General features: G+C 55.4%; 17 protein-coding genes. 11 read left to right on the top strand and 6 right to left on the bottom strand.

All coding sequences use genetic code 11. The features are described from left to right. Window positions 1–221, top strand: a 221-nt coding sequence (locus V7080_RS09895; RefSeq protein ID WP_334188228.1) for a hypothetical protein, incomplete at its 5' end; no start/stop codon positions are given. Between the two features lie 122 nt (window positions 222–343). Here V7080_RS09895 and V7080_RS09890 read toward each other — a convergent pair. After that, on the bottom strand, window positions 344–895 hold the full coding sequence (locus V7080_RS09890; RefSeq protein ID WP_334188227.1) for an acyloxyacyl hydrolase: 552 nt from the start codon (window positions 893–895) through the stop codon (window positions 344–346). Window positions 896–1,015: 120 nt separating this feature from the next. Beyond that, window positions 1,016–1,900 carry an SMP-30/gluconolactonase/LRE family protein gene (locus V7080_RS09885; RefSeq protein WP_334188226.1) on the bottom strand — a complete coding sequence of 295 codons (885 nt, stop codon included), beginning with the start codon at window positions 1,898–1,900 and terminating at the stop codon, window positions 1,016–1,018. A gap of 313 nt (window positions 1,901–2,213) precedes the next feature. Here V7080_RS09885 and V7080_RS09880 point away from each other — a divergent pair, with 313 nt between their 5' ends. After that, window positions 2,214–4,022 (top strand): ABC transporter ATP-binding protein/permease, encoded by a 1,809-nt coding sequence (locus V7080_RS09880; protein WP_334188225.1) that lies wholly within the window; start codon window positions 2,214–2,216, stop codon window positions 4,020–4,022. A 42-nt stretch (window positions 4,023–4,064) separates the two neighbouring features. Further along, on the top strand, window positions 4,065–4,832 hold the full coding sequence (locus tag V7080_RS09875; RefSeq protein ID WP_334188224.1) for a DUF3047 domain-containing protein: 768 nt from the start codon (window positions 4,065–4,067) through the stop codon (window positions 4,830–4,832). 11 nt (window positions 4,833–4,843) lie between these two features. On the opposite strand, the gene V7080_RS09870 is transcribed toward V7080_RS09875, so the two are convergent. Then, window positions 4,844–5,206: a DUF1304 domain-containing protein gene (locus V7080_RS09870; protein WP_334188223.1), complete on the bottom strand. Its 363-nt coding sequence runs from the start codon at window positions 5,204–5,206 to the stop codon at window positions 4,844–4,846. Window positions 5,207–5,235: 29 nt separating this feature from the next. Then, a complete protein-coding gene (locus tag V7080_RS09865; protein ID WP_334188222.1) occupies window positions 5,236–6,426 on the bottom strand; it encodes a M20 aminoacylase family protein in 1,191 nt (396 codons plus the stop codon). 192 nt (window positions 6,427–6,618) lie between these two features. On the opposite strand from V7080_RS09865, the gene V7080_RS09860 reads away from it, so the two are divergent. The 3 genes from V7080_RS09860 (at window position 6,619) to V7080_RS09850 (ending at window position 12,011) form a co-directional block, all read left to right on the top strand. Then, a complete protein-coding gene (locus tag V7080_RS09860; protein ID WP_334188221.1) occupies window positions 6,619–8,703 on the top strand; it encodes a molybdopterin-containing oxidoreductase family protein in 2,085 nt (694 codons plus the stop codon). A 192-nt stretch (window positions 8,704–8,895) separates the two neighbouring features. Next, on the top strand, window positions 8,896–9,987 hold the full coding sequence (locus V7080_RS09855) for an aminopeptidase (protein WP_334188220.1): 1,092 nt from the start codon (window positions 8,896–8,898) through the stop codon (window positions 9,985–9,987). Window positions 9,988–10,328: 341 nt separating this feature from the next. Beyond that, complete coding sequence (locus tag V7080_RS09850) at window positions 10,329–12,011, top strand: long-chain fatty acid--CoA ligase (RefSeq protein ID WP_334188219.1); 1,683 nt, start codon at window positions 10,329–10,331, stop codon at window positions 12,009–12,011. A gap of 72 nt (window positions 12,012–12,083) precedes the next feature. Here the strand turns inward: V7080_RS09850 and V7080_RS09845 are convergent, their stop codons facing one another. Both V7080_RS09845 and V7080_RS09840 read right to left on the bottom strand, forming a co-directional pair. Further along, entirely contained in the window at window positions 12,084–13,673 is a 1,590-nt protein-coding gene (locus V7080_RS09845) for an alkaline phosphatase D family protein (protein ID WP_334188218.1), read from the bottom strand. A gap of 48 nt (window positions 13,674–13,721) precedes the next feature. Further along, a complete protein-coding gene (locus V7080_RS09840) occupies window positions 13,722–14,144 on the bottom strand; it encodes an acyl-CoA thioesterase (protein ID WP_334188229.1) in 423 nt (140 codons plus the stop codon). A gap of 154 nt (window positions 14,145–14,298) precedes the next feature. Here V7080_RS09840 and V7080_RS09835 point away from each other — a divergent pair, with 154 nt between their 5' ends. The 5 genes from V7080_RS09835 (at window position 14,299) to V7080_RS09815 (ending at window position 20,912) form a co-directional block, all read left to right on the top strand. Beyond that, entirely contained in the window at window positions 14,299–16,161 is a 1,863-nt protein-coding gene (locus V7080_RS09835; protein WP_334188217.1) for an ABCB family ABC transporter ATP-binding protein/permease, read from the top strand. 99 nt (window positions 16,162–16,260) lie between these two features. Next, window positions 16,261–17,247 carry a LysR family transcriptional regulator gene (locus tag V7080_RS09830; protein WP_334188216.1) on the top strand — a complete coding sequence of 329 codons (987 nt, stop codon included), beginning with the start codon at window positions 16,261–16,263 and terminating at the stop codon, window positions 17,245–17,247. A 186-nt stretch (window positions 17,248–17,433) separates the two neighbouring features. Continuing rightward, window positions 17,434–18,720: a Glu/Leu/Phe/Val family dehydrogenase gene (locus V7080_RS09825; protein WP_334188215.1), complete on the top strand. Its 1,287-nt coding sequence runs from the start codon at window positions 17,434–17,436 to the stop codon at window positions 18,718–18,720. A gap of 202 nt (window positions 18,721–18,922) precedes the next feature. Further along, window positions 18,923–19,831 carry an amino acid ABC transporter substrate-binding protein gene (locus tag V7080_RS09820; RefSeq protein WP_334188214.1) on the top strand — a complete coding sequence of 303 codons (909 nt, stop codon included), beginning with the start codon at window positions 18,923–18,925 and terminating at the stop codon, window positions 19,829–19,831. A 169-nt stretch (window positions 19,832–20,000) separates the two neighbouring features. Next, the gene (locus V7080_RS09815) at window positions 20,001–20,912 is read left to right on the top strand and encodes a transporter substrate-binding domain-containing protein (RefSeq protein WP_334188213.1); all 912 of its coding nucleotides are present in this window, start codon (window positions 20,001–20,003) and stop codon (window positions 20,910–20,912) included. Window positions 20,913–21,147: the final 235 nt, after the last annotated feature.

The raw sequence follows: 21,147 nt of genomic DNA, 5'->3' as shown, positions 1-21,147 counted from the left end.
CGCTGCACGCAGCGCTCCGCTTCGGCAAGCCCCATCCCCACGCCAGCGCCACGCAGGACACCGCCGCAGCTTCCACAGCTCGCCGCGCCACAGCATCGCGCAACGATGCACGAACGCACCCCAGGCAGGGCCGACTGCGCCGCAGGACAGTCTACACACCGGCAACCGCTACGGCACCACTGGTACCCTTAAGGCAACGCCAGGTAACGAAGCGCTTCTAAAAAAGGCAAAACGTCTGAAAAGTCCACTCATAGATGCTCCGTAACGGAAGATGGATGCTGACGTAGCTGTCGCTATTCGTGCAGCCGACTAGCGTCAAATTCAAAGCTGACTGATGTTGAATTCAATCTAGTGGGTAGCGTGCCTGAAAAATCAGAAAGTCCACGCCGCTATTTGGCTTTTTGAATCCACCATTTGAAAAATGCTGAAACTTTAGGCTGATATCCACGCCATTTTGAAACACGTAGCCAGCTCCCAGATGATCACCAAACTGAAGTCGTGTGGACAGCTTTTGATCGTTGTTATCGTATAACTCCGAGAGAAAATAGCCTCCGATACCAAGTTCAGCGTACGGGCCTTTACGGCTATCTCGTTGAAACCGGAACACGGGTGTAAGCCCTATGGCGAAAAGATTCTGCTTCCTGCCTTCAATGTTCTGATACTTGTTACCCCTCCAATGCGCAAGATCCAAGTTCCAATATCCCCCAATGTGGGTGCCGTTGGATTTCCACCATTGTTTTTCCCACTTCCATTGGGCTGCGGCACGCAGCATTTTTGTCTTATCGCCAGAGCCGAATTCTGCTGATACAGAATCGACGGCTTGCGCAGGGAAATTTAACGCACCGAAGAGAACGCCTAAGCCAATAGTTCTGTACAGAAGCGTATTTGTCTTCATGCAATCCCCGTTGAGTGTTGTAATAAGTTTTCTTCGAACATTGATAATCGGCGTTACCACAAATTCAAAAAAATATCGGATCATCGAGCGTGCAATGCATGGATCGAAGACGCCATACGATTAAGGCATGTACGCAGGCTCCGGCATTCCGGGCACATCGGTTCGGAACGAAAGTATATGACCCGAAAGGGGGTAATCCTTTAATTCCTGCTCCGAGCGATTGTGACGAGCGCTAGTGACATAGACGGTACATAGATCGTCGCCACCAAAGGCGAGCATGGTCGGGCATTTAACCGGCAGCCGAATCTGCTGCAAGATTTCTCCCTTGGGTGAAAATCGGATCAACTGCCCACCTTCGTACATCGCACACCAATAGCAATCCTCACTGTCAACCGCCGCACCGTCTGGCCTCCCGCCATAATCATGCGACTTATCCGTAGAAAACTGTTTGAAAAGCCTACCGTGCCCGACTACGCCGCTCTCCAGATCAAAATCGTACGCCGTGATGCGGTGCGCTGTTGTGTCAGCTTGATAAAGCGTACGCTGGTCGATGCTGAACGCCACGCCATTCGAGACGGTAACCGGGTTGCCTACATGTCGGACATCGCTTCGTTCCACGCAATAAAGCGAAGCCAATGGCTGGTCCTTCGGTTCATACAGTGTGCCTGCCCATAGCCTGCCCATTCCATCGCAACGACCGTCATTGAAACGCATTTTGCTCGTGTCATACGGTGCATTCGCAATGTGTGTCAGCGCACCGGAGTCGGTGTCAAGCAGAGCAAGACCGGACCGCATAGCGACCAGAAGACCGCCGGTTTCACAGCGTGCGATACAGCCCGGTTCGGATGGCAGGGGCCAAGAAGAATGCCGGTCATTAGCCAAGGTATGCCGGTGAACCATTTTGTCCGTGATGTCGATCCAGTACAGCGATGACTCCTTCTCATGCCAGAAAGGGCTTTCCCCAAGCAGCATGGGCTTGTCGTACAACACATCGAAATCAGCCATGATCGCATCACGAGAATGAGTGCATTGAAAGCCTATTATGCAGTAAACAACATTTCGACTTTTCGGCAGTCAGCATGTCCTTTCATTTCGATCAAAGAAAATAGACATGCATGCGGCAGGCATATACCGGAAAAGCACCAGGAATCTGTTCGGGTAGCATCACGGTAGATAAATCCGCCCATCGTATGCCTCCAGGCATGGACGACCGGACGCCGAAAACAAAGCTGCACTGGCAGATTCACGCGACAACCTGGGCATCGCGTAGGATATCGGCTTTTCTGATCCCAACAATCCCGGCGTCAAGCAAGTCACTATGAAAAGCCTGTCTTCAGAGCACACCAATTGGCGCGCCGTCTGGCGCCTTATCAAGCCCTACTGGAGTTCGGAGGAAAAGTGGACTGCGCGCGGGTTGCTTGTCACGGTTGTCGCGCTCGCCTTGGGAATGGTGTATCTCAACGTTCAATTCAACGACTGGAATCGCGACTTTTACAACGCGCTTGAGAAAAAAAACTTCGAAGCGTTCAAGAATCAGCTCTGGCGCTTTTCCTACCTGGCATTCATCTACATTGCGGTTGCGATCTATCGCATTTACCTGACGCAGGCCCTGGAAATCCGATGGCGCACATGGCTTACCCGTCAATACATGGACGAGTGGCTGGCGAACCAGGCTTACTATCGCATCGAGCAAACGCGCAGCGCCGACAACCCCGACCAGCGCATTGCCGAGGACCTGCGCTTGCTGACCAATGGTTCGCTCTCGCTGTCGCTCGGCCTGCTGTCGAGTGTGGTCACGCTGGTATCGTTCATCGGCATCTTATGGTCAGTGAGCGGGCCGCTGGCACTGATGGTCGGCGGCCGGGAATGGACTGTTCCGGGATACATGGTGTGGTTTGCAATCGCGTATGCCGGAATTGGCTCATTGCTTGTATGGTGGATAGGCAGGCCACTGGTAGAACAGGAATTCCATCAGCAACGGTTTGAGGCGGATTTCCGGTTCGGGCTGATTCGCATCCGGGAAAATGCGGAGGCGGTTGCACTGTACCGTGGGGAGTCGCAGGAGCATACCCAGCTTGCGACTCGGTTCGAGCGCATTCGGGCCAACTGGTGGAACATCATGATCACCACCAAACGCCTCAACATCGCGTCTACTTTTTACGCGCAATTTGCCACCATTTTCCCTTTCCTGGTGGGGGCGCCTAGATATTTTTCCGGAGCAATCACGCTTGGCGGGCTCATGCAAATCGGCTCTGCGTTCGGTCAGGTGCAGGACGCCTTGTCATGGTTCATCAATGCATTCAGTGCCTTGGCCATCTGGAAGGCAAGCGTCAACCGCCTGGCTGGATTTCATGCCGCGGTCAACCAGGCACGCCGCCAGAAATCGGGAATAGCAGTGAGCCGCAATAATGTGGGCGCGATCCTGATCGACAAGGTGACTCTGCGTTTGCCGAATGGACATACTCTGACCAAGCCACTTACGGCTGAAATACATATCGGCCAGCATATCCTGGTCAGCGGCCCGTCGGGATGCGGCAAGTCAACACTATTCCGGTCAATAGCCGACATCTGGCCTTACGGCGCCGGTAGTGTTGAAATTCCGAAAAACGCCAGAATTCTGTTCCTGCCGCAGCGGGGTTATCTGCCGATCGGCACATTGCGGGAAGCGATAGCTTATCCGGCACCTCAGAGCGCCTACAAGGACTTGGCGATGCGGCATTACCTGGACCTGTGCAGATTGCCACATCTGAAAGACAAGCTCGATTTGCCGGACAACTGGAGCCAACGCCTGTCTCCAGGAGAGCAGCAGCGATTGGCGTTTGTTCGAGTGCTGCTTAGCCGTCCGGAAATACTGTTTCTTGACGAAGCGACAAGTGCACTCGATGGCGCGACGGAAGACGCACTCTACGAATTGGTCATAAAAGAATTGCCTGACGCTGCGATCGTCAGTATCGCGCATCGGGAAGCTGTTGCGAAATACCATCAAATCCATTGGCAGTTTGTACCAGAACCGCTGGAGTCGGTACGCACAGATGATGAATCTAACGCAACACACTATACAATTCGGGCATCTCCGCTGGTTCGGCAAGGCGCGAAAGGCACAAATGAGCATGCCGGCAAGAACTAGGTCCGACAGGTACCTCCTGCTATACTCGTTGACAAAAAAACCATGAAACGATTGATTGTCTTGTCAGGCTTGCTGTTTGCATTGAGCGGATGCGCGTTGCAGCCGAAGACAATCATTGCCGAGAAGTCGGGCACGCCTGCGCCGTCGAATACCTCGTCTATCCTTTTTTCGTCAAGTAAGGCCGGCGGTTTGCCAGACGGCTGGAAGCCGCTCGTCGTTTTGCGCACCAAAAAGCCGACCAGCTATCAACTGGTAACCAAGCAAAAAGAAACTGTCCTGCACGCCCATGCGGAGAGCGCATCGTCCGGCCTGATGCGGGATGTCGATATTGATCTTTCGGAACAGCCTTGGATCACATGGCGATGGAAGATTTCCAACCTCATTCGAGGCGCCGATAATTTCGAGCGATCCACTGAAGATTCGCCGGTTCGCATTATTCTTGGATTCGATGGCGATAAGGATAATCTACCGTTTGCAGACCAGATCGTCTTCGAGACCGCCAGAACGCTGACTGGACAGGAGTTTCCTTACGCAACCCTGATATACATCTGGGAAAACAAGGCGCCGGTCGGGACAATCATTCCAAATGCCCGAACCAACCGGGTGCAGATGGTTGCGGCTGCAAGCGGTTCCAGCGGAATCGGCGAGTGGCATGAGTTCAGCCGTAACGTTGTAGAGGATTTCGAGAAGGCATTCGGTGAAAAACCCGGCAAGCTGATTCGAATCGGTGTGCTGACCGATACCGACAACACCGGCGAATCGGTCGAGGCATGGTACGGCGATATCCGGCTGCGGGAGAACAGGGATTGAGGGCGCCCAGGCTATATTGAAGATCGTGCCGCGAACAGCAGCGCCAATGCAATCAATGCCGGCAAGGCCTGGATCAGCAAAATGGAACGCTTCGCCGTCATGCCACCGTACAGGCCTGCAACCAGCACGCAGGCTGTGAAAAAGACCTTTACCGGCCAGTCGCCGCTCAAAAGACCCCAAAGCAGGCCGGCGGCCAGGAAGCCGTTATACAAGCCCTGATTGGCGGCCAACACCTTCGAATCTTGCGCTATTTGTGCGGTCGTCCCGAACGCTTTGCGGCCTACCGGATGGGTCCATAAAAACATTTCCAATACCAGTATCCAGATGTGCAGTACCGCAATCAGACCGATCACAATGTTGGCCAACGTATTCATGCTGCTTCCCCCGGTGGTAAATCGCCTTGCTATTGCCGCAAATAGGCTTCGGCCAGTCTTACCCAGTAGGTCGCGCCGATGGGCAGCAATTCATCGTTGAAGTCGTAGCTGGGATTGTGCAGATTGCATGGCCCCAGGCCATGACCGGCGGCGCGATGAGCGCCCTCGCCATTTCCGATGAAAACATAGCAGCCGCGCTTTTCCTGCAGCATGAAGGCGAAGTCTTCAGCCCCCATGGTGGGTTCCACCGCGGCATTCACATTCGTTTCACCGACGATACCTTTCATCACCTCTGCCGCGAACGCCGCTTCCTCCGCATGGTTGATCAGCGGGGGATAGTTGCGCTTGAACCGGAAGTCGACGTTCGCATCGAATGCAGCTGCGGTATGTTGGGCAATCGCGCGCATGCGTGTCTCGATCAGGTCGAGCACTTCGGTGGTGAAGGTGCGCACTGTGCCGATCAGCGTCGCTTCATCGGGGATGATATTGGTCGCACTGCCGGCGTGGATTTGTGTGATCGACAGCACGCCGGCATCGATCGGGCTCTTGTTGCGCGTGATGATGGTCTGCCAGCTTTGCGCAATCTGGATGGCAATCATGATCGGGTCGATGCCCTTATGCGGTTGCGCCGCATGTGCTCCCTTGCCCTTGATCGTTACTTCGAATTCATTCGATGAGGCCATCATCGGTCCGGGTGTGACGCCGAAGGTGCCGACCGCAGCGCCGGGCCAGTTGTGCATGCCGAATACCGCGTCCATTGGACATTTCTCGAACAAGCCATCGTCCATCATCCGGCGGGCGCCGCCGCCGCCTTCTTCGGCCGGCTGAAAGATGACATAGACTGTGCCGTCGAAATTGCCGTGTGTGGAAAGATGCCGCGCAGCACCTAAAAGCATGGCGGTATGGCCATCATGTCCACAGGCGTGCATCTTTCCCTCATGTCTGGATGCATGGGGAAAGGTGTTGATTTCCTGTACCGGCAAAGCATCCATGTCGGCGCGCAAGCCGATGGCACGATCGCTGCGCCCCTTCCTGATCACGCCTACCAAACCGGTTACGCCAAGGCCGCGGATTACCGGAATGCCCCATTCGGCAAGTTTGCGGGCGACGACATCGGCGGTTCGGTGCTCCTCAAAGCACAACTCGGGGTGCGCATGGATATCCCTGCGGATTTGCTGAAGTTCGGAGGCAAGTTCAACGATCGGGTCGATTAGATGCATAGTTATCTCCGTGCTGCATTGTGAAAGACAGCATGGTTAATGTTTCCTGTATTCATATTTTGTACTGCATATGGACGTCTCCGCCGTGCAGGTCGCTATAACCATCCTGCTTCGAATGCACTGACGGAGCGTTGCTCGCGTACTTGGATGCGGTACAGTATGCTGCTGCTTATACCGATTCCAGAGCATTTTATGACCACTTCAATTGTCCGCGCCACGTGCCCCCATGACTGCCCTGATACTTGTGCGTTGCTCGTCACTGTGCAGGACGGCGTTGCCACGGAAGTACGAGGTGATCCCGACCATCCTACTACAGCCGGGGTACTCTGCACCAAAGTCTCGCGCTACGCTGAGCGCACATACCACCAGGATCGTTTGCTTCATCCGATGAAGCGGGTAGGCAGAAAGGGCGAAGGAAAATTCACCCGCATCGATTGGGACGAAGCACTGGATACCATTGCCGCACGATTAAAGACAGCCGCAGCAAGCCATCCCGAATCGATTTTGCCCTATAGCTATGCAGGCACCATGGGGATGGTGCAGGGAGAGTCGATGGCGGCACGGTTCTTCCATAAGCTGGGCGCGTCGTTCCTTGACCGTACGATCTGCAGTATGGCTGGCGGCGTCGGCTATCGATACACGATCGGCGCGCGTATCGGTACCGATCTCGAGCAATTCCAGTCAGCGAAGCTGATCCTGATATGGGGAGGCAATCCGATTGCGTCCAACCTGCATTTCTGGATGCGCGCCCAGGAAGCAAAGCGCAATGGCGCCAAATTGATTGCCATCGATCCCTATCGCTCGCTGACTGCCGAAAAGTGCCATCAGCATATTGCGTTGTTGCCCGGCACCGACGCAGCCCTGGCGCTTGGAATGATGCATGTGCTGATCCGGGAAGAGCTCCTGGACCGGGACTATATTGCACGCCATACAATAGGGTTCGATCAACTCGCGCAACGCGTCACTGAATGGACACCGCAGCGTACAGCCGAGACATGCGGAATCACTGTCGACGAGGTGGTGCAGCTGGCGCGTGACTATGGCGCAACCGCGCGCAGAGGAGAGCCGGTTGCCATTCGTGTCAATTACGGCATTCAACGCGTGCATGGCGGCGGCATGTCGGTTCGCAATATTGCCTGCCTGCCCGCAATGGTCGGTGCCTGGCGTCATGCAGCCGGTGGCATCCAGTTGTCTTCCTCGGACACGTTCCCGCGGAATGTCGCTGCCTTGCAGCGCCAGGACTTGCTGCCTGCGGGCGCCAGGCCGCGCACGATCAACATGAGCACCATCGGCGACGATTTGCTGCGCGAAGCCTCGCCGGAGTTCGGACCGAAAATCGAAGCGGTGATCGTCTATAACGCCAATCCTGTCGCCGTGGCGCCCGAGTCGTCAAAGGTGGCCCAGGGCTTCGCCCGTGATGATCTGTTCACCGTCGTGCTGGAGCACTTTCAAACCGATACCGCCGACTATGCCGATATCCTGCTGCCGGCAACGACGCAGTTGGAGCACGTGGACGTCCATGCCGCGTATGGTCATACCTACATGATGGCAAACAATGCAGCGATCGCGCCGATGGGTGAAGCAAAGCCGAATACGGAGATCTTCCGGTTGCTCGCCAGACGAATGGGATTTGATAATCCTTGCTTTGGCGACAGTGACGATGCAATCGCCAGCGTTGCATTCAACAAGAATGATTCGCGGGCAATCCACTTCGATTGGGATGCGCTGAAACAGCGGGGCTGGCAAAAACTCAATGCGCCCGATGCTCCGTTTGCCCATGGCGGCTTTCCCACTCCGTCCGGCAAATGCGAGTTTTATTCAGAGGCCATGAAGCTCGACGGGCTCGATCCATTGCCTACATATATTCCTCCCTACGAATCGGTGGCCAGCAACCCGACGTTGGCAAAGCGCTATCCGCTCGCCATGATCTCTCCGCCTGCGCGAAACTTCCTCAATTCCACTTTCGTCAACGTGCAGAGTTTGCGCAGTACGGAAGGAGAGCCGCATCTTGACATTCATCCTATTGACGCTGCCCAACGCAGCATCGAGAATGGTGACCGGGTACGCATCCATAACGACCGCGGCTCATTCGAGGCGAAAGCGAGAGTGACCGACAAGGCGCGTCAGGGATTGGTTGTCGGCTTGTCCATCTGGTGGAAGAAGTTTTCCGCCGATGGCAAGAACGTCAATGAAGTGACAAGTCAGCGGCTCACCGATATGGGGAAATCGCCTACTTTTTATGACGTGCTGGTAGAAGTGGAAAAGGTAAAACGCTAAGAGCGTGCGACAACGTATCTCTCATGTTGTCGCATCATAGCCATGCGGTTGAATGTCCGCGGCAACTCGCCGATCAGGAGGCCGCTGCAGTGGTGCTGTGCTTGTTCTTCATCATGCTTTGACAGCTTGCCGAAACCACCTCGTACTCCTGCTACGCCGAGAGGCACAGTATGAATGGGACATAAGGTTGACATGAAAAAGAAGTGGCGGGTGTTGGCATTCAGCGGCTTGACGGCATTGATCGTCGGCTGCTCTCATCTGGGGTATTACGTGCAGGCGGCACACGGGCAGTTTTCGCTGCTTGCAGAAGCAAAGCCGATTGATGAATGGCTGTCCGATCCGGAAGTCAGCGGCACCCTCAAGGACAAGCTCGCCAAGGTACAGGAAATCCGGCGCTTCGCTGCGCGCGAGCTCGCGCTGCCGGACAATGAAAGCTACAAGAGCTACGCAGACCTGAAGAGGCCTTACGTCTTGTGGAACGTGGTGGCGACCGAAGAATTCTCCCTGAAGCCAATGAAGTGGTGCTTTCCTGTGGCCGGATGCGTGAATTACCGCGGCTACTACAGCAAGGAAGACGCGATGGCGTATGCTGCCGAGCTGCGGGCCCAGCGCTACGATGTTCAGGTAGGTGGTGTGCCCGCCTATTCAACGCTCGGATTTTTCAACGACCCGGTGCTTTCGACCTTCATCAGGTATCCGGAGGGGGAGTTGGCCCGATTGGTGTTCCATGAACTGGCGCACCAGGTGGTCTATGCGCAAGGTGATACCCGGTTCAACGAGGCATTCGCGGTCGCGGTCGAGGAGGTCGGTGTCGAGCGATGGCTGGCGAAATACGGCGATGAAAAAATGCGGAATTCCTACCGGGATTATCAGCGCCGCAAGGAAGGTTTTCTGGCGTTGCTGACGAAATGTCGGGACGATCTTGAAGAGAACTACGCCCGCGATGTCGATGACCACGAAAAGCGGAAGAGAAAAGCAGCGATATTCGAAAGCCTCAAGGAGCAGTATCAAGTGTTGAAGGCACAGTGGGGCGGTTATGGCGGATACGATCGCTGGTTTGCGGAGCCGTTATCCAATGCGCACCTCTCGGCAATTTCCACATATCACGACCTCGTTCCCGGCTTCCGGGCATTGCTGGCCAGGGAAAAAAGCCTTGATAAGTTTTATGCTGCCGTTCGCAGCCTGTCGTCTCTCGACAAGGAGCGGCGCCACGAACAGCTTGCCGGTCTGGCAAAATCCCACCAGATGGCAACCGAAAGCGTAGAAGCCCGACTGTCCCGTTGACGGGACCAGGCACATTCGATCCCGCAGTCACTCAATTCACCACACCAAAAGTCTCTGTACAGGCACTTATTGTTGCGCTGCAATAAGTGCCTGCGCGCTAGAAGAAATCTTCAGATAGCGTTCAAATCACTTGCACACAAGTGCACTGCCCGATAGCATCTACGTTGATAAAAATGAACCAGGTGTTCGCTTATCCCTAAAGCTTCTAACAAAATGGCGTCCGCGTGATAAAAAGGCACTACCTCGACGGGGTGCTTATCAGAATATTATTCCGCCGTCATTCCCACATTTTGTTAGACGTTCTTAACACACTTAGAAAAAATCAAAGCGAGAGGTAGACAATGGACAAATTTTGGCTTAAGTCGTATCCACAAGGCGTACCGGCAGAAATCGATTACACCCAGTATCGATCGCTCGTCCACCTGCTGGAAGAGTCATTCAAGAAATATGCCGCGCGCAATGCGTACGTATGCATGGACAAGTACATGACCTACGGGGAGGTCGATACGCTTTCCAAGAAGCTCGGCGCCTGGTTGCAAAGCAAGGGGCTCAAGAAAGGCGCCCGCGTCGCATTGATGATGCCGAACGTGTTGCAGTATCCGGTCGCGATCGCCGCCGTCCTGCGCGCCGGCTACACAGTAGTGAACGTCAATCCGCTTTACACGCCTCGTGAATTGGAGCATCAGCTCAACGATTCCGGAGCCGAAGCGATCATCATTCTCGAAAACTTTGCGACGACGCTGGAACAGGTCATTGCCAAGACCAAGGTCAAGCATGTCGTCGTCGCCAGCATGGGTGAAATGCTGGGCGGCCTGAAAGGCACGATCGTTAATTTCGTCGTGCGCAATGTGAAGAAAATGGTTCCGGCATTCTCGCTGCCGAATGCAGTGCGTTTCAAGCGCGCATTGTCGGAAGGCGCCGGGATGACATTGAAGCCGGTCGAACTCGGGCATGACGATGTCGCGTTCCTCCAGTACACGGGCGGCACCACCGGCGTATCAAAAGGCGCTACGCTGACACATCGCAATGTGATTGCGAACGTTCTGCAGAACGAGGCCTGGGCACAGCCCTCCTTGCAGAAAGAGCCGAAAGTCGAGGCGCTGACCATCGTCTGCGCACTGCCTCTTTACCATATCTTCGCGTTGACCGCCTGCTGCCTGTTGGGCACGCGTCTCGGCGGAATGAATATCCTTATCCCGAATCCACGGGATATTCCTGGCTTCATCAAGGAATTGGGTAAATACAAAGTCAACATGCTGCCGGCGGTCAACACGCTGTACAACGGCCTGGTCAACCATCCGGATTTCAGCAAGCTTGATTTCTCGGCGCTCAAGATCTGCAACGGCGGCGGCATGGCGGTGCAAAAAGCCGTCAACGACAAATGGCTCAAGATTACCGGTTGCCCGATCATCGAAGGATACGGATTGTCCGAGACTGCTCCAGTTGCGACCTGCAATCCGGGTGATGTGAACGAATTCTCTGGCACCATCGGACTGCCGATTCCGTCGACGGAAATCGCCATCCTGGATGATGACGGCAAGCCAGTGGCACTTGGCGAGCCTGGTGAAATCGCGATTCGCGGTCCCCAGGTGATGGCGGGCTATTGGAACCGCCCTGACGAAACTGCAAAAGTCATGACGCCGGATGGCTTCTTCAAATCGGGCGATGTCGGCGTGATGGACGCACGTGGTTTCGTCAAGATCGTCGACCGCAAGAAAGACATGATCCTGGTCTCGGGCTTCAATGTTTATCCTAATGAAATCGAAGGCGTGGTTGCGGCACATCCCGGGGTGCTGGAATGTGCCTGCATCGGCGTACCGGACAGCAATTCCGGCGAAGCGGTAAAGCTGTTCGTGGTACGCAAGGATCCTTCGTTGACTGCCGAGCAGTTGATGGATTATTGCAAGGAACAGTTCACTGCTTACAAGAAGCCGAAATACATCGAGTTTCGTGATGACCTGCCGAAAACCAATGTCGGCAAGATATTGCGGCGCGAATTGCGAGACGAAAAGAAGGCCGCGTAATTCAATGTCCGATAAAAAACCGCCTGCAGTGTCAGGCGGTTTTTTTATCAAGACCCAAATCTTGTATCGTCATCAGCCGGTGCGGATGGCGCCGGTCCGACCGTTTTCAACCAGGAAAGAGGCCAGCGTCGATACCCCGGAGTCTTCCCGCGCCACATCGTCCAATGCCTGAAAGCGAGCCGTGGAGGAGACCGGCGTCATGTCCATCATCATAAAACCGCGCCGGTCGCTGCGGCCGTAGTGCAAATGCGGATTGTTGGCGACGATCTGGTCCGTGATCGACTGTGCGCGTGAGCGGGAGGTGATCGACGTTCCGCAGAATTCTGTAGCGACAATCGGATTGTCGTCGGAGACCGGTCGGCTGAAATCCTGCCTCAGATCAGCCGCATAAAACGTGTGTACGTCGCCGGAAAGCACCATCGGATTGGCCAGGCGATGTTTCGTCATGTTGTTCAGGAGCCTGTCGCGGGAAGCGGGATAGCCGTCCCAGCCGTCATTCCAAAAGCGATCCTCATCCCGGGATTGTGCAGGCGGCACGCTCATTGATTGCGCCATCAAGGTTTGCTGCGCCAACAGGTTCCATCGGGCCTTGGAACGCGCAAATTCGTTCGCCAGCCACGACTCCTGGTCGGGCCCCAGCAAGGAGCGCGTCGGCGCAAGCCGATCCGAGCAACGCGCCGTGACGATATTCGATCCTCCTCTGCCAGGACGTTGGCAGGCCTGGTAGTCGCGGTATTGCCGATTGTCGAGCAGATGAAATTGCGCCAGTCGGCCCCATTTCACGCAATCGTAAATGCGCAAGCCCGTGAAATCATGGGCGCCGGCCGGGCGTGGTGTCAATCTGATGGGCATGTGCTCGTAAAACGCCTGGTAGGCGGCAGCCCGACGCGCCATGAAGTTGTCGTCGAGGCGTTCGTCCCGGTCATTCGCGTAATCATTGGCTACTTCATGGTCATCCCATGTCACGATCCATGGCGCTGCATGGTGCGCGGCCTGCAAATGAAGGTCGGATTTGTATTGCGCGTAGCGGGCCCGGTAGTCCTTCAGCGTGATGGTTTCATCACCGCGGCCGCTGGGCGAATCGGGGTGCTGGAGATCGTATCGGCCGCGTTCATAGATATAGTCCCCGAGGAAAGCGACCAGATCAGGCGCCTCGGCAGCGATATGGCGATGCGCGGCGTAGTGGCCGAAATCCCAGTGCTGGCAGGACGCGACGGCAAATCGCATGCGGGTGGGAAGAGCATCCGCCGCAGGTGTGGTGCGGGTGCGTCCAATCGGGCTGACTGCATCACCCAGCATGAAGCGATACCAATACCATCGGTCCGGACGCAAGCCCGACACGTCGACATGGACGCTGTGTGCCAGTTCATGCAACGCGGTCGTGGCGCCATCGGCGACGATCCGCTTGAAAGCTTCATCTTCCGCGATTTCCCATCGCAATAATAACGGTGCCTCTTTCACGGATTCCGCATTCAGTGGATCGGAAAGGATGCGGGTCCACAGCACGACGCTGTTGGCCCGTGGCGAGCCGGACGCCACGCCAAGACCGAACGGATAGGCGCTGGTGCGTGCCAGCGCAGCACCGGGATAGGCAGCGGCTAACGCCGCCAGGGACAGCAGTCGGCCGGTCTGCAGAAGAAAGCACCTGCGATCAGGAATCATGGAGGGCGGTTTGCATGGCGATGCGAACAGAGGGCCGGCTGCGGAAGGTCAGATCTGCGTCGTCAATGACGAAAGTGGTGGCACCTGACGCGGCTTGCGATTTTCGTCCGTGGCGACATACGTCAACGTGGCTTCCGTCACTTTCACGGTTTCCGCCTGCAGTCGGTTTCGTTCCGCGAAAACTTCGACATTCACGGTAATTGATGTATTGCCGACCTTGACGATGTCGGCATAGAAAGAGAGAAGGTCGCCGACAAAGACCGGATTCTTGAACACGAAAGAGTTGACGGCGATCGTGGCGACACGGCCGTTCGACCGGCGCACTGCCGGAAGAGAGCCGGCAATGTCGACTTGCGCCATGATCCATCCTCCGAACACGTCGCCGTGGACATTTGCATCCGCCGGCATCGGCATGACGCGGAGTTGCGGAATTTTGCCGTCCGGCAGGCAGCCTTGATTGGTATTGGTCATTTTTCCTCCCACATTTTGATCTGGTGTCCGTTGTAGCTGTCCGGGTATGCAGCCATTCTGCCGCGCCTCGCGGTGCAACGGTTGAATAACAGGCCCTGGGCTACAATCTGCGGGACACAGCATAAACCATTCTAAATTCCTTTCCCATTCCTCCATGCGTCGCCACTCCGTTTCCTCGCCCGAACCCGCCGCCAACCAAGGCACGCGGAATGATTGGGCAACCTTAAAGACATTGTTGCCTTACTTATGGGAATACAAGTGGCGTGTGTTCCTCGCATTGCTGTTCCTTGTCGGCGCCAAGTTCGCCAATGTGGGCGTGCCGCTCGTTCTCAAGGCGCTCATTGACCATATGACAATCAAGCCGGGCGATCCGCAGGCGGTGCTGGTGTTGCCGATAGGGATTCTCGTGGCATACGGCGCATTGCGCCTATGCACGACGCTCTTTACCGAGCTGCGTGAATTTGTATTCGCCAAAGTGACACAAAGCGCGGTGCGCACGATTGCACTCAAAGTATTTCGCCACCTGCATGCCCTTTCCCTGCGTTTCCACCTGAACCGGCAGACCGGCGGCATGACGCGGGACATCGAGCGCGGCACGCGGGGCATTTCTTCGCTGGTCTCCTATACGCTGTACAGCATCCTCCCGACCCTGGTTGAAATCACCCTGGTCGTTGGCTACCTTGTGCTGAACTACGATGTATGGTTTGCAGTCATTGCCATTTCCGCATTGGTGATCTATATCGCTTATACGATCGCGGTCACCGAGTGGCGTACGCACTTCCGCCGCACGATGAACGATCTTGATTCAAAAGCGAATATCAAGGCTATCGACTCGCTGATCAATTACGAGACCGTCAAGTATTTCGGCAACGAGGAATACGAAGCGAAGCGCTACGATAAAAGTCTGGAGAGCTGGGAGACCGCTGCCGTCAAATCGCAGACGTCACTGTCATTCCTGAATACCGGACAGTCGCTGATCATAGCGACCGCGGTCACCCTGATTTTGTGGCGCGCGACCCAGGGCGTCATCGACGGCACCATGACCTTGGGCGATCTGGTATTGGTAAATGCCTTCATGATCCAGCTGTATATTCCGCTGAACTTTCTGGGCGTGATATACCGGGAAATCAAGCAGAGCATGGCTGATATGGAGAGACTGTTTTCCCTGCTCGATCAGCATCGTGAGATAGCCGATGCACCCACCGCCAAGCCGTTGGCGATCCATGGCGCGGAGGTCCGCTTTTCGCACGTGAACTTCAGTTATGAAGCAAAGCGGCAGATCCTGTTCGATGTCGACTTCACGATACCGGCCGGCACCACGACCGCTGTCGTCGGACATAGCGGATCAGGGAAGTCGACGCTTTCCCGCCTGCTTTTCCGGTTTTATGACATTGATTCCGGCAGCATTACGATCGACGGTCAGGATTTGCGGGACGTCACCCAGGCGTCCTTGCGCAAAGCCATCGGCATCGTGCCGCAGGACACCGTATTGTTCAACGACACCATCGAGTACAACATCGCCTATGGCAAGCCGGGGGCGACCAAGGAAGAGATCGTGGCTGCGGCAAAAGCAGCTTATATCCATGATTTCATCGAAAGCCTGCCGGACGGTTATGCCTCCATGGTGGGGGAGCGGGGACTGAAGTTATCCGGTGGCGAAAAGCAGCGAGTGGCCATTGCAAGAACCCTGTTGAAGAATCCTTCCCTGCTGATTTTTGACGAAGCGACTTCCGCGCTTGATTCGAAATCCGAGCAGGCGATACAGGCGCAGCTCAAGGAGATCGCCAAGAGCAGGACCGCGCTGGTCATTGCCCACCGATTGTCGACCATCGCGGATGCCGCCCAGATCCTCGTGCTCGATCATGGTCGGATCGTCGAGCGGGGCACGCATGCACAGTTGCTGGAAGCCGAGGGCGTGTATGCGCAAATGTGGCAGCGGCAGCAGGCTCGAAAGGATAGTCCGCCGGGCTCGCCGCCGGCTTCCGATGACGTTGATGTGCGTTCCGCGCTCGCTTAGCGAATATGAATCAGCATTTTTGAAACTGCTTCCAACTCGTTTTCGGCCTGTTTAGCTACCGCTGTTTTGCTTCGTTATAAAACCTACTAACATAGCGATATGGAAACCAAATGGTTGGAAGATTTTATCTCGCTCGCGGAGACACGTAGCTTCAGTCGCTCGGCCGAACTGCGGCATGTGACCCAGCCCGCCTTTTCGCGCCGTATCCAATCGCTGGAAGCCTGGCTCGGCGCCGATCTGATCGATCGCACTTCCTATCCCACCAGGCTGACGCCGGCCGGCGAGGTCTTTTATGAACAGGCACTCGAGATGCTAGGCCAGATCAACAACGCCAGGGCGTTGTTGCGGGGCAAGCGGCCAACCGCGCACGCTACTGTCGACTTCGCAGTGCCGCATACGCTGTCGCTGACGTATATGCCGAAGTGGATGACGGAGTTGGAGGCAGGTTTCGGCATACTGAACACGCGCCTGATTGCGCTGAACGTTCACGATGCAGTCATGACCATGGTGGAGGGCGGTTGCGACCTGCTGCTGTGTTATCACCATCCGCGCCAGCCCGTCCAGCTCGATGCAAGCCGGTACGACATGATCACCCTCGGCAGCGAAGCGCTGCGCGCGTATGCGCGCTGCAGCAAGGCGGGTGTTCCTGATCTGCTCCTGCCAGGCACGGCGAAATCGCCGCTGCCGTTTCTTTCCTATACCAGCAACGCATACCTGGGGCGCATGGTGGAGCTGATCCTCTCCGATGCGAAACGTCCTCTTCATCTTTCGAAGCGCTATGAGACCGACATGGCCGAAGGCCTGAAAATGATGGCACTGGAAGGCCACGGCATCGTTTTCCTGCCCGAGTCCGCAGTAACGCGCGAGGTCAAGCAGCGGCAGCTGGCCCGCGCGGATGCTGGCCAGTCCGAATGGGAAGTGCATATGGAAATCCGCCTTTACCGCGAGCGGCCGACTTCCCAGCGGCCCGGAAAGCCGATCGTCGCACGTCTTTGGGAATATCTGATCCAACGCAATGAAGCCCAAGCCAAGGCAAAAGCCCGGAAGCGCAAGCCGATGCCATCCAAGGAAATCATTGCGTCCTAGCGGTTACTTGCCGACCGATAAGACCGCACAAGGTACGCATTCTGTTTGCGCGCATAGACAAAGAAGTATGTCTTTTTTGCATAGTTGCATGCCAACAAAGCATTGGATCGGTAAAGCGGTGTTGTTCTAGCATGCCGTTCATTAAACGTGGCCGATCACATGGCTGCCAATACAAGGAGCAACTGCATGTCCATCCAGCATGAAATCCCTTCTTATCTCACCCAGCACGAGATCGGCCCGTGGGGCGTATATCTTGAACAAATCGACCGCGTCACCCCTTATCTTGGATCGCTGGCGCGGTGGGTGGAAACCTTGAAGCGTCCAAAACGGATCTTGATCGTCGACGTTCCCATCGAGCGTGATGACGGAACGATCGCCCACTTCGAGGGCTATCGTGTGCAGCACAATACATCGCGTGGCCCGGGCAAGGGCGGTGTGCGTTTCCACCAGGATGTGACGCTGTCCGAAGTCATGGCGCTGTCTGCGTGGATGACAGTCAAGAATGCGGCGGTCAACGTGCCATATGGCGGTGCGAAAGGCGGCATCCGGGTCGACCCGAGAACCCTTTCGCCGGGCGAACTCCAGCGAATGACGCGTCGCTATACCAGCGAAATCAATATCATCATCGGGCCCAACAAGGATATACCGGCGCCGGACGTGAATACCAATGAGCAGATCATGGCGTGGATGATGGACACCTATTCCATGAACCAGGGAAGCACATCCTCCGGTGTCGTTACCGGCAAACCGATTTCCCTCGGCGGCAGCCTCGGCCGTAGGGAAGCAACCGGTCGTGGTGTGTTCGTGGTCGGCTGCGAAGCTGCGGCCAAACAGGGCCTCGATATCAAGGGTGCTCGAGTCGCCATTCAGGGCTTCGGGAATGTCGGCGGCATCGCCGCCCGGCTCTTTTCGGAAGCCGGTGCCAAGGTCATCGCCGTGCAGGATCACATCACGACGGTCGTGAGCGAAGCCGGAATCGATGTGCCGGCACTGCAAGCGCACGTGAACGCCACAGGTAGTGTTGCCGGCTTCACCGGCGTTGAGACCTTGAATGACCGTGCCCGATTTTGGGAACTGGACTGCGATATTTTGGTGCCTGCGGCACTGGAACAGCAAATTACCGAAAGCAACGCAAACAACATTCGCGCAAAGATTATTCTGGAAGGCGCGAATGGACCGACCATGCCGGCGGCAGACGACATACTGCGTGAAAAGGGCGTGCTGGTCGTACCTGATGTGATCGCCAATGCAGGCGGTGTGACGGTCAGCTACTTTGAATGGGTGCAGGATTTTTCAAGTTTCTTCTGGACCGAAGACGAGATCAACCTGCGGCTCACACGCATCATGCGCGAAGCGTTTGCCGCAGTATGGCAGCTTGCAGAAGAAAAGAACGTGTCGTTGCGTACCGCGGCATTTATCGTCGCCTGTACCCGTGTGCTGCAGGCGCGCGAGATGCGCGGTTTGTATCCCTGATCTGAACTCGCAAATACACCTAAGCAGTGGCAGCGGGCCGTTCGAAGCCCGCTGCATTAACAAATTCCACAATAAAAACGACTGACAAAGCATCAGTTGTGGTTATCACGTATAGCAAGAGTGGCACATAATTTGCTATATAGAAACATGTCCTCGTAGACGGGCATTGCTTTTGATTAACCCAGCATGAGCCGGAGACCTTATGCCCGCTATATTGCGCGCTACAACACAATCTATTCGAGCGGCTTTCCTCATCGCACTGGGATTGTTTTTTGTTCCGTCGTACGCCGCTCAGACTTTGGCGACGATTCGTGACACCCAAACCGTCACGATCGCTTACCGCGAAGCATCCATTCCATTCTCCTACCTGGACGACAATAAAAAGCCGGTGGGCTATGCAATCGACTTGTGCCTGAAAGTGGCCGATGCAATCAAGCGCGAATTGAAGCTCTCCCAATTGAATGTCAAATTCGTTCCGGTGACGCCATCCAATCGCATTCCTACGATCATGGAAGGCAAGGCGGATCTTGAATGCGGTTCAACCACCAACAATGCCGAGCGCCGCAAGCAAGTGGCATTCACCATCCCTCATTTCGTAGCAGCGGCACGCATGGTCGTAAGAACTGATTCGGGCATCAAGAACTGGTCGGATCTCCGTGACAAACGGGTAGTCACCACCAAAGGCACGACCACCGTCAAGCTGCTGAATGACCGCGACAAAGTGAGAGCACTGAGTCTGAAACTGGTGGAAGGCCGGGATCACGCCGAGTCGTTCAGCATGGTTGAAAAAGGGCAGGCGGAAGCGTTTCCCATGGACGATGTTTTGTTATTCGGCCTTCGTGCAAATGCACAAAATCCCGGTAACTTCACGGTGCTCGGTGACGCGCTTTCCGCTGAGCCCTATGCAATCATGCTGCGCAAGGACGATGCGGCTTTCAAGGCCGTCGTCGATCGCGAGATGGGCAGAATCGTCAATGACGGTGAAATCTATAAGCTCTACGATAAATGGTTCAAGAATCCGATTCCTCCCAAAGGCTTGAATATGAATATGCCGATGGGACATCTATTGAGGGATATGCTGCGTTTTCCAACTGACAAAGTGGGAGATTGATTCACACGCAGTACGTACTAACGCGTAGTTGCAAGGGTCAACGATAGACTCCGGCAGGACGTTCTAAGCGAGGGAGATCGACACCAACCAGACATCCCCACGTAGTTATATAAGCTGTTAAAACAAGGGTTTGTTACACTAGGCTGCACAATTTTTCTTAGGAGACGTTATGAAATTCTCGAAGTTTATTTCGGTTTTGGTTGCGGCTGGCGCGATTGCCGGTACAGCACAGGCACAGGAAACCGGCACACTGAAAAAAATCAAGGACACCGGCGGAATCACGCTCGGCGTTCGCGACTCTTCCATTCCTTTCTCCTATCTGGACGACAAGCAGTCTTATCAGGGTTATTCCATCGACCTGTGCATGAAGGTGGTCAATGCACTGCAGAAGCAGCTCGGCCTGTCGTCGCTCAACGTGAAGATGAATCCGGTCACATCCGCCACGCGCATTCCGCTGATGGCCAACGGTACGGTTGATCTGGAATGCGGCTCCACGACAAATAATCTGGAGCGCCAGAAACAGGTTGCGTTCGCGCCGACTACCTTCGTTACAGCCAACCGTCTGCTCGCCAAGAAATCATCGAACATCAAGAGCCTTGATGACATGAAAGGGAAGTCGCTCGTTTCGACATCCGGTACATCCAACCTCAAGCAAGTAACTTCACTGAACGGTGAGCGTAATCTCGGCATGAACATCATGACCGCGAAGGATCATGCAGAAGCGTTCCTGATGGTCGAAACCGGCCGCGCGGTTGCGTTCGCCATGGATGACATCCTGCTTGCGTCCCTGGCAGCCAGCTCCAAGTCGCCGGCCGACTATTCGATCACCAGCGAAGCCCTGTCGGTCGAGCCGTATGCCATCATGATGCGCCGCGACGACCCGGCGTTCAAGAAGGCGGTGGATGACGCAGTCATCGCGCTGTTCAAGTCCGGTGAAATCAACCGCCTGTATGCCAAGTGGTTCCAGTCGCCGATTCCGCCGAAGGGCATCAACCTGAACATCCCGATGAGCGAGCCGTTGAAGGCAGCCATTGCCAAGCCGACTGACTCCGGCGATCCTGAAGCGTACAAAACAAAGTAATTTCACCAGAGTGAAAACCTGAACGGGGGGCTTGCGCCTCCCGTTTTATTTTTAGATATGAAATTGCTGCTTTGCACAAAAAATTTAAACCGACGATTACCGCAAGTAGTATCAATGTTTAACTCTGTCCGGAATGGACGATGCACTGAATCGACGACTCTCTAAAGAGACGAGGGGAATATGAATTACAACTGGAACTGGCGCATATTTTGGGAGGCGTCGCCCGACGGCGTGG

It is taken from the genome of Noviherbaspirillum sp. (genome assembly GCF_036846085.1).
Lineage (GTDB): Bacteria > Pseudomonadota > Gammaproteobacteria > Burkholderiales > Burkholderiaceae_D > Noviherbaspirillum.
This window is presented reverse-complemented; position numbering and strand designations above follow the sequence as displayed.

Excerpts from the sequence above, each read along its gene's own strand:
- V7080_RS09830 (WP_334188216.1), top strand. The coding sequence starts at position 16,261 with ATGGAAACCAAATGGTTGGAAGATTTTATCTCGCTCGCGGAGACACGT.
- V7080_RS09835 (WP_334188217.1), top strand. The coding sequence starts at position 14,299 with ATGCGTCGCCACTCCGTTTCCTCGCCCGAACCCGCCGCCAACCAAGGC.
- V7080_RS09850 (WP_334188219.1), top strand. The coding sequence starts at position 10,329 with ATGGACAAATTTTGGCTTAAGTCGTATCCACAAGGCGTACCGGCAGAA.
- V7080_RS09890 (WP_334188227.1), bottom strand. The coding sequence starts at position 895 with ATGAAGACAAATACGCTTCTGTACAGAACTATTGGCTTAGGCGTTCTC.
- V7080_RS09875 (WP_334188224.1), top strand. The coding sequence starts at position 4,065 with ATGAAACGATTGATTGTCTTGTCAGGCTTGCTGTTTGCATTGAGCGGA.
- V7080_RS09855 (WP_334188220.1), top strand. The coding sequence starts at position 8,896 with ATGAAAAAGAAGTGGCGGGTGTTGGCATTCAGCGGCTTGACGGCATTG.
- V7080_RS09860 (WP_334188221.1), top strand. The coding sequence starts at position 6,619 with ATGACCACTTCAATTGTCCGCGCCACGTGCCCCCATGACTGCCCTGAT.
- V7080_RS09840 (WP_334188229.1), bottom strand. The coding sequence starts at position 14,144 with ATGACCAATACCAATCAAGGCTGCCTGCCGGACGGCAAAATTCCGCAA.
- V7080_RS09885 (WP_334188226.1), bottom strand. The coding sequence starts at position 1,900 with ATGGCTGATTTCGATGTGTTGTACGACAAGCCCATGCTGCTTGGGGAA.
- V7080_RS09845 (WP_334188218.1), bottom strand. The coding sequence starts at position 13,673 with ATGATTCCTGATCGCAGGTGCTTTCTTCTGCAGACCGGCCGACTGCTG.
- V7080_RS09865 (WP_334188222.1), bottom strand. The coding sequence starts at position 6,426 with ATGCATCTAATCGACCCGATCGTTGAACTTGCCTCCGAACTTCAGCAA.
- V7080_RS09815 (WP_334188213.1), top strand. The coding sequence starts at position 20,001 with ATGAAATTCTCGAAGTTTATTTCGGTTTTGGTTGCGGCTGGCGCGATT.
- V7080_RS09870 (WP_334188223.1), bottom strand. The coding sequence starts at position 5,206 with ATGAATACGTTGGCCAACATTGTGATCGGTCTGATTGCGGTACTGCAC.
- V7080_RS09825 (WP_334188215.1), top strand. The coding sequence starts at position 17,434 with ATGTCCATCCAGCATGAAATCCCTTCTTATCTCACCCAGCACGAGATC.
- V7080_RS09880 (WP_334188225.1), top strand. The coding sequence starts at position 2,214 with ATGAAAAGCCTGTCTTCAGAGCACACCAATTGGCGCGCCGTCTGGCGC.
- V7080_RS09820 (WP_334188214.1), top strand. The coding sequence starts at position 18,923 with ATGCCCGCTATATTGCGCGCTACAACACAATCTATTCGAGCGGCTTTC.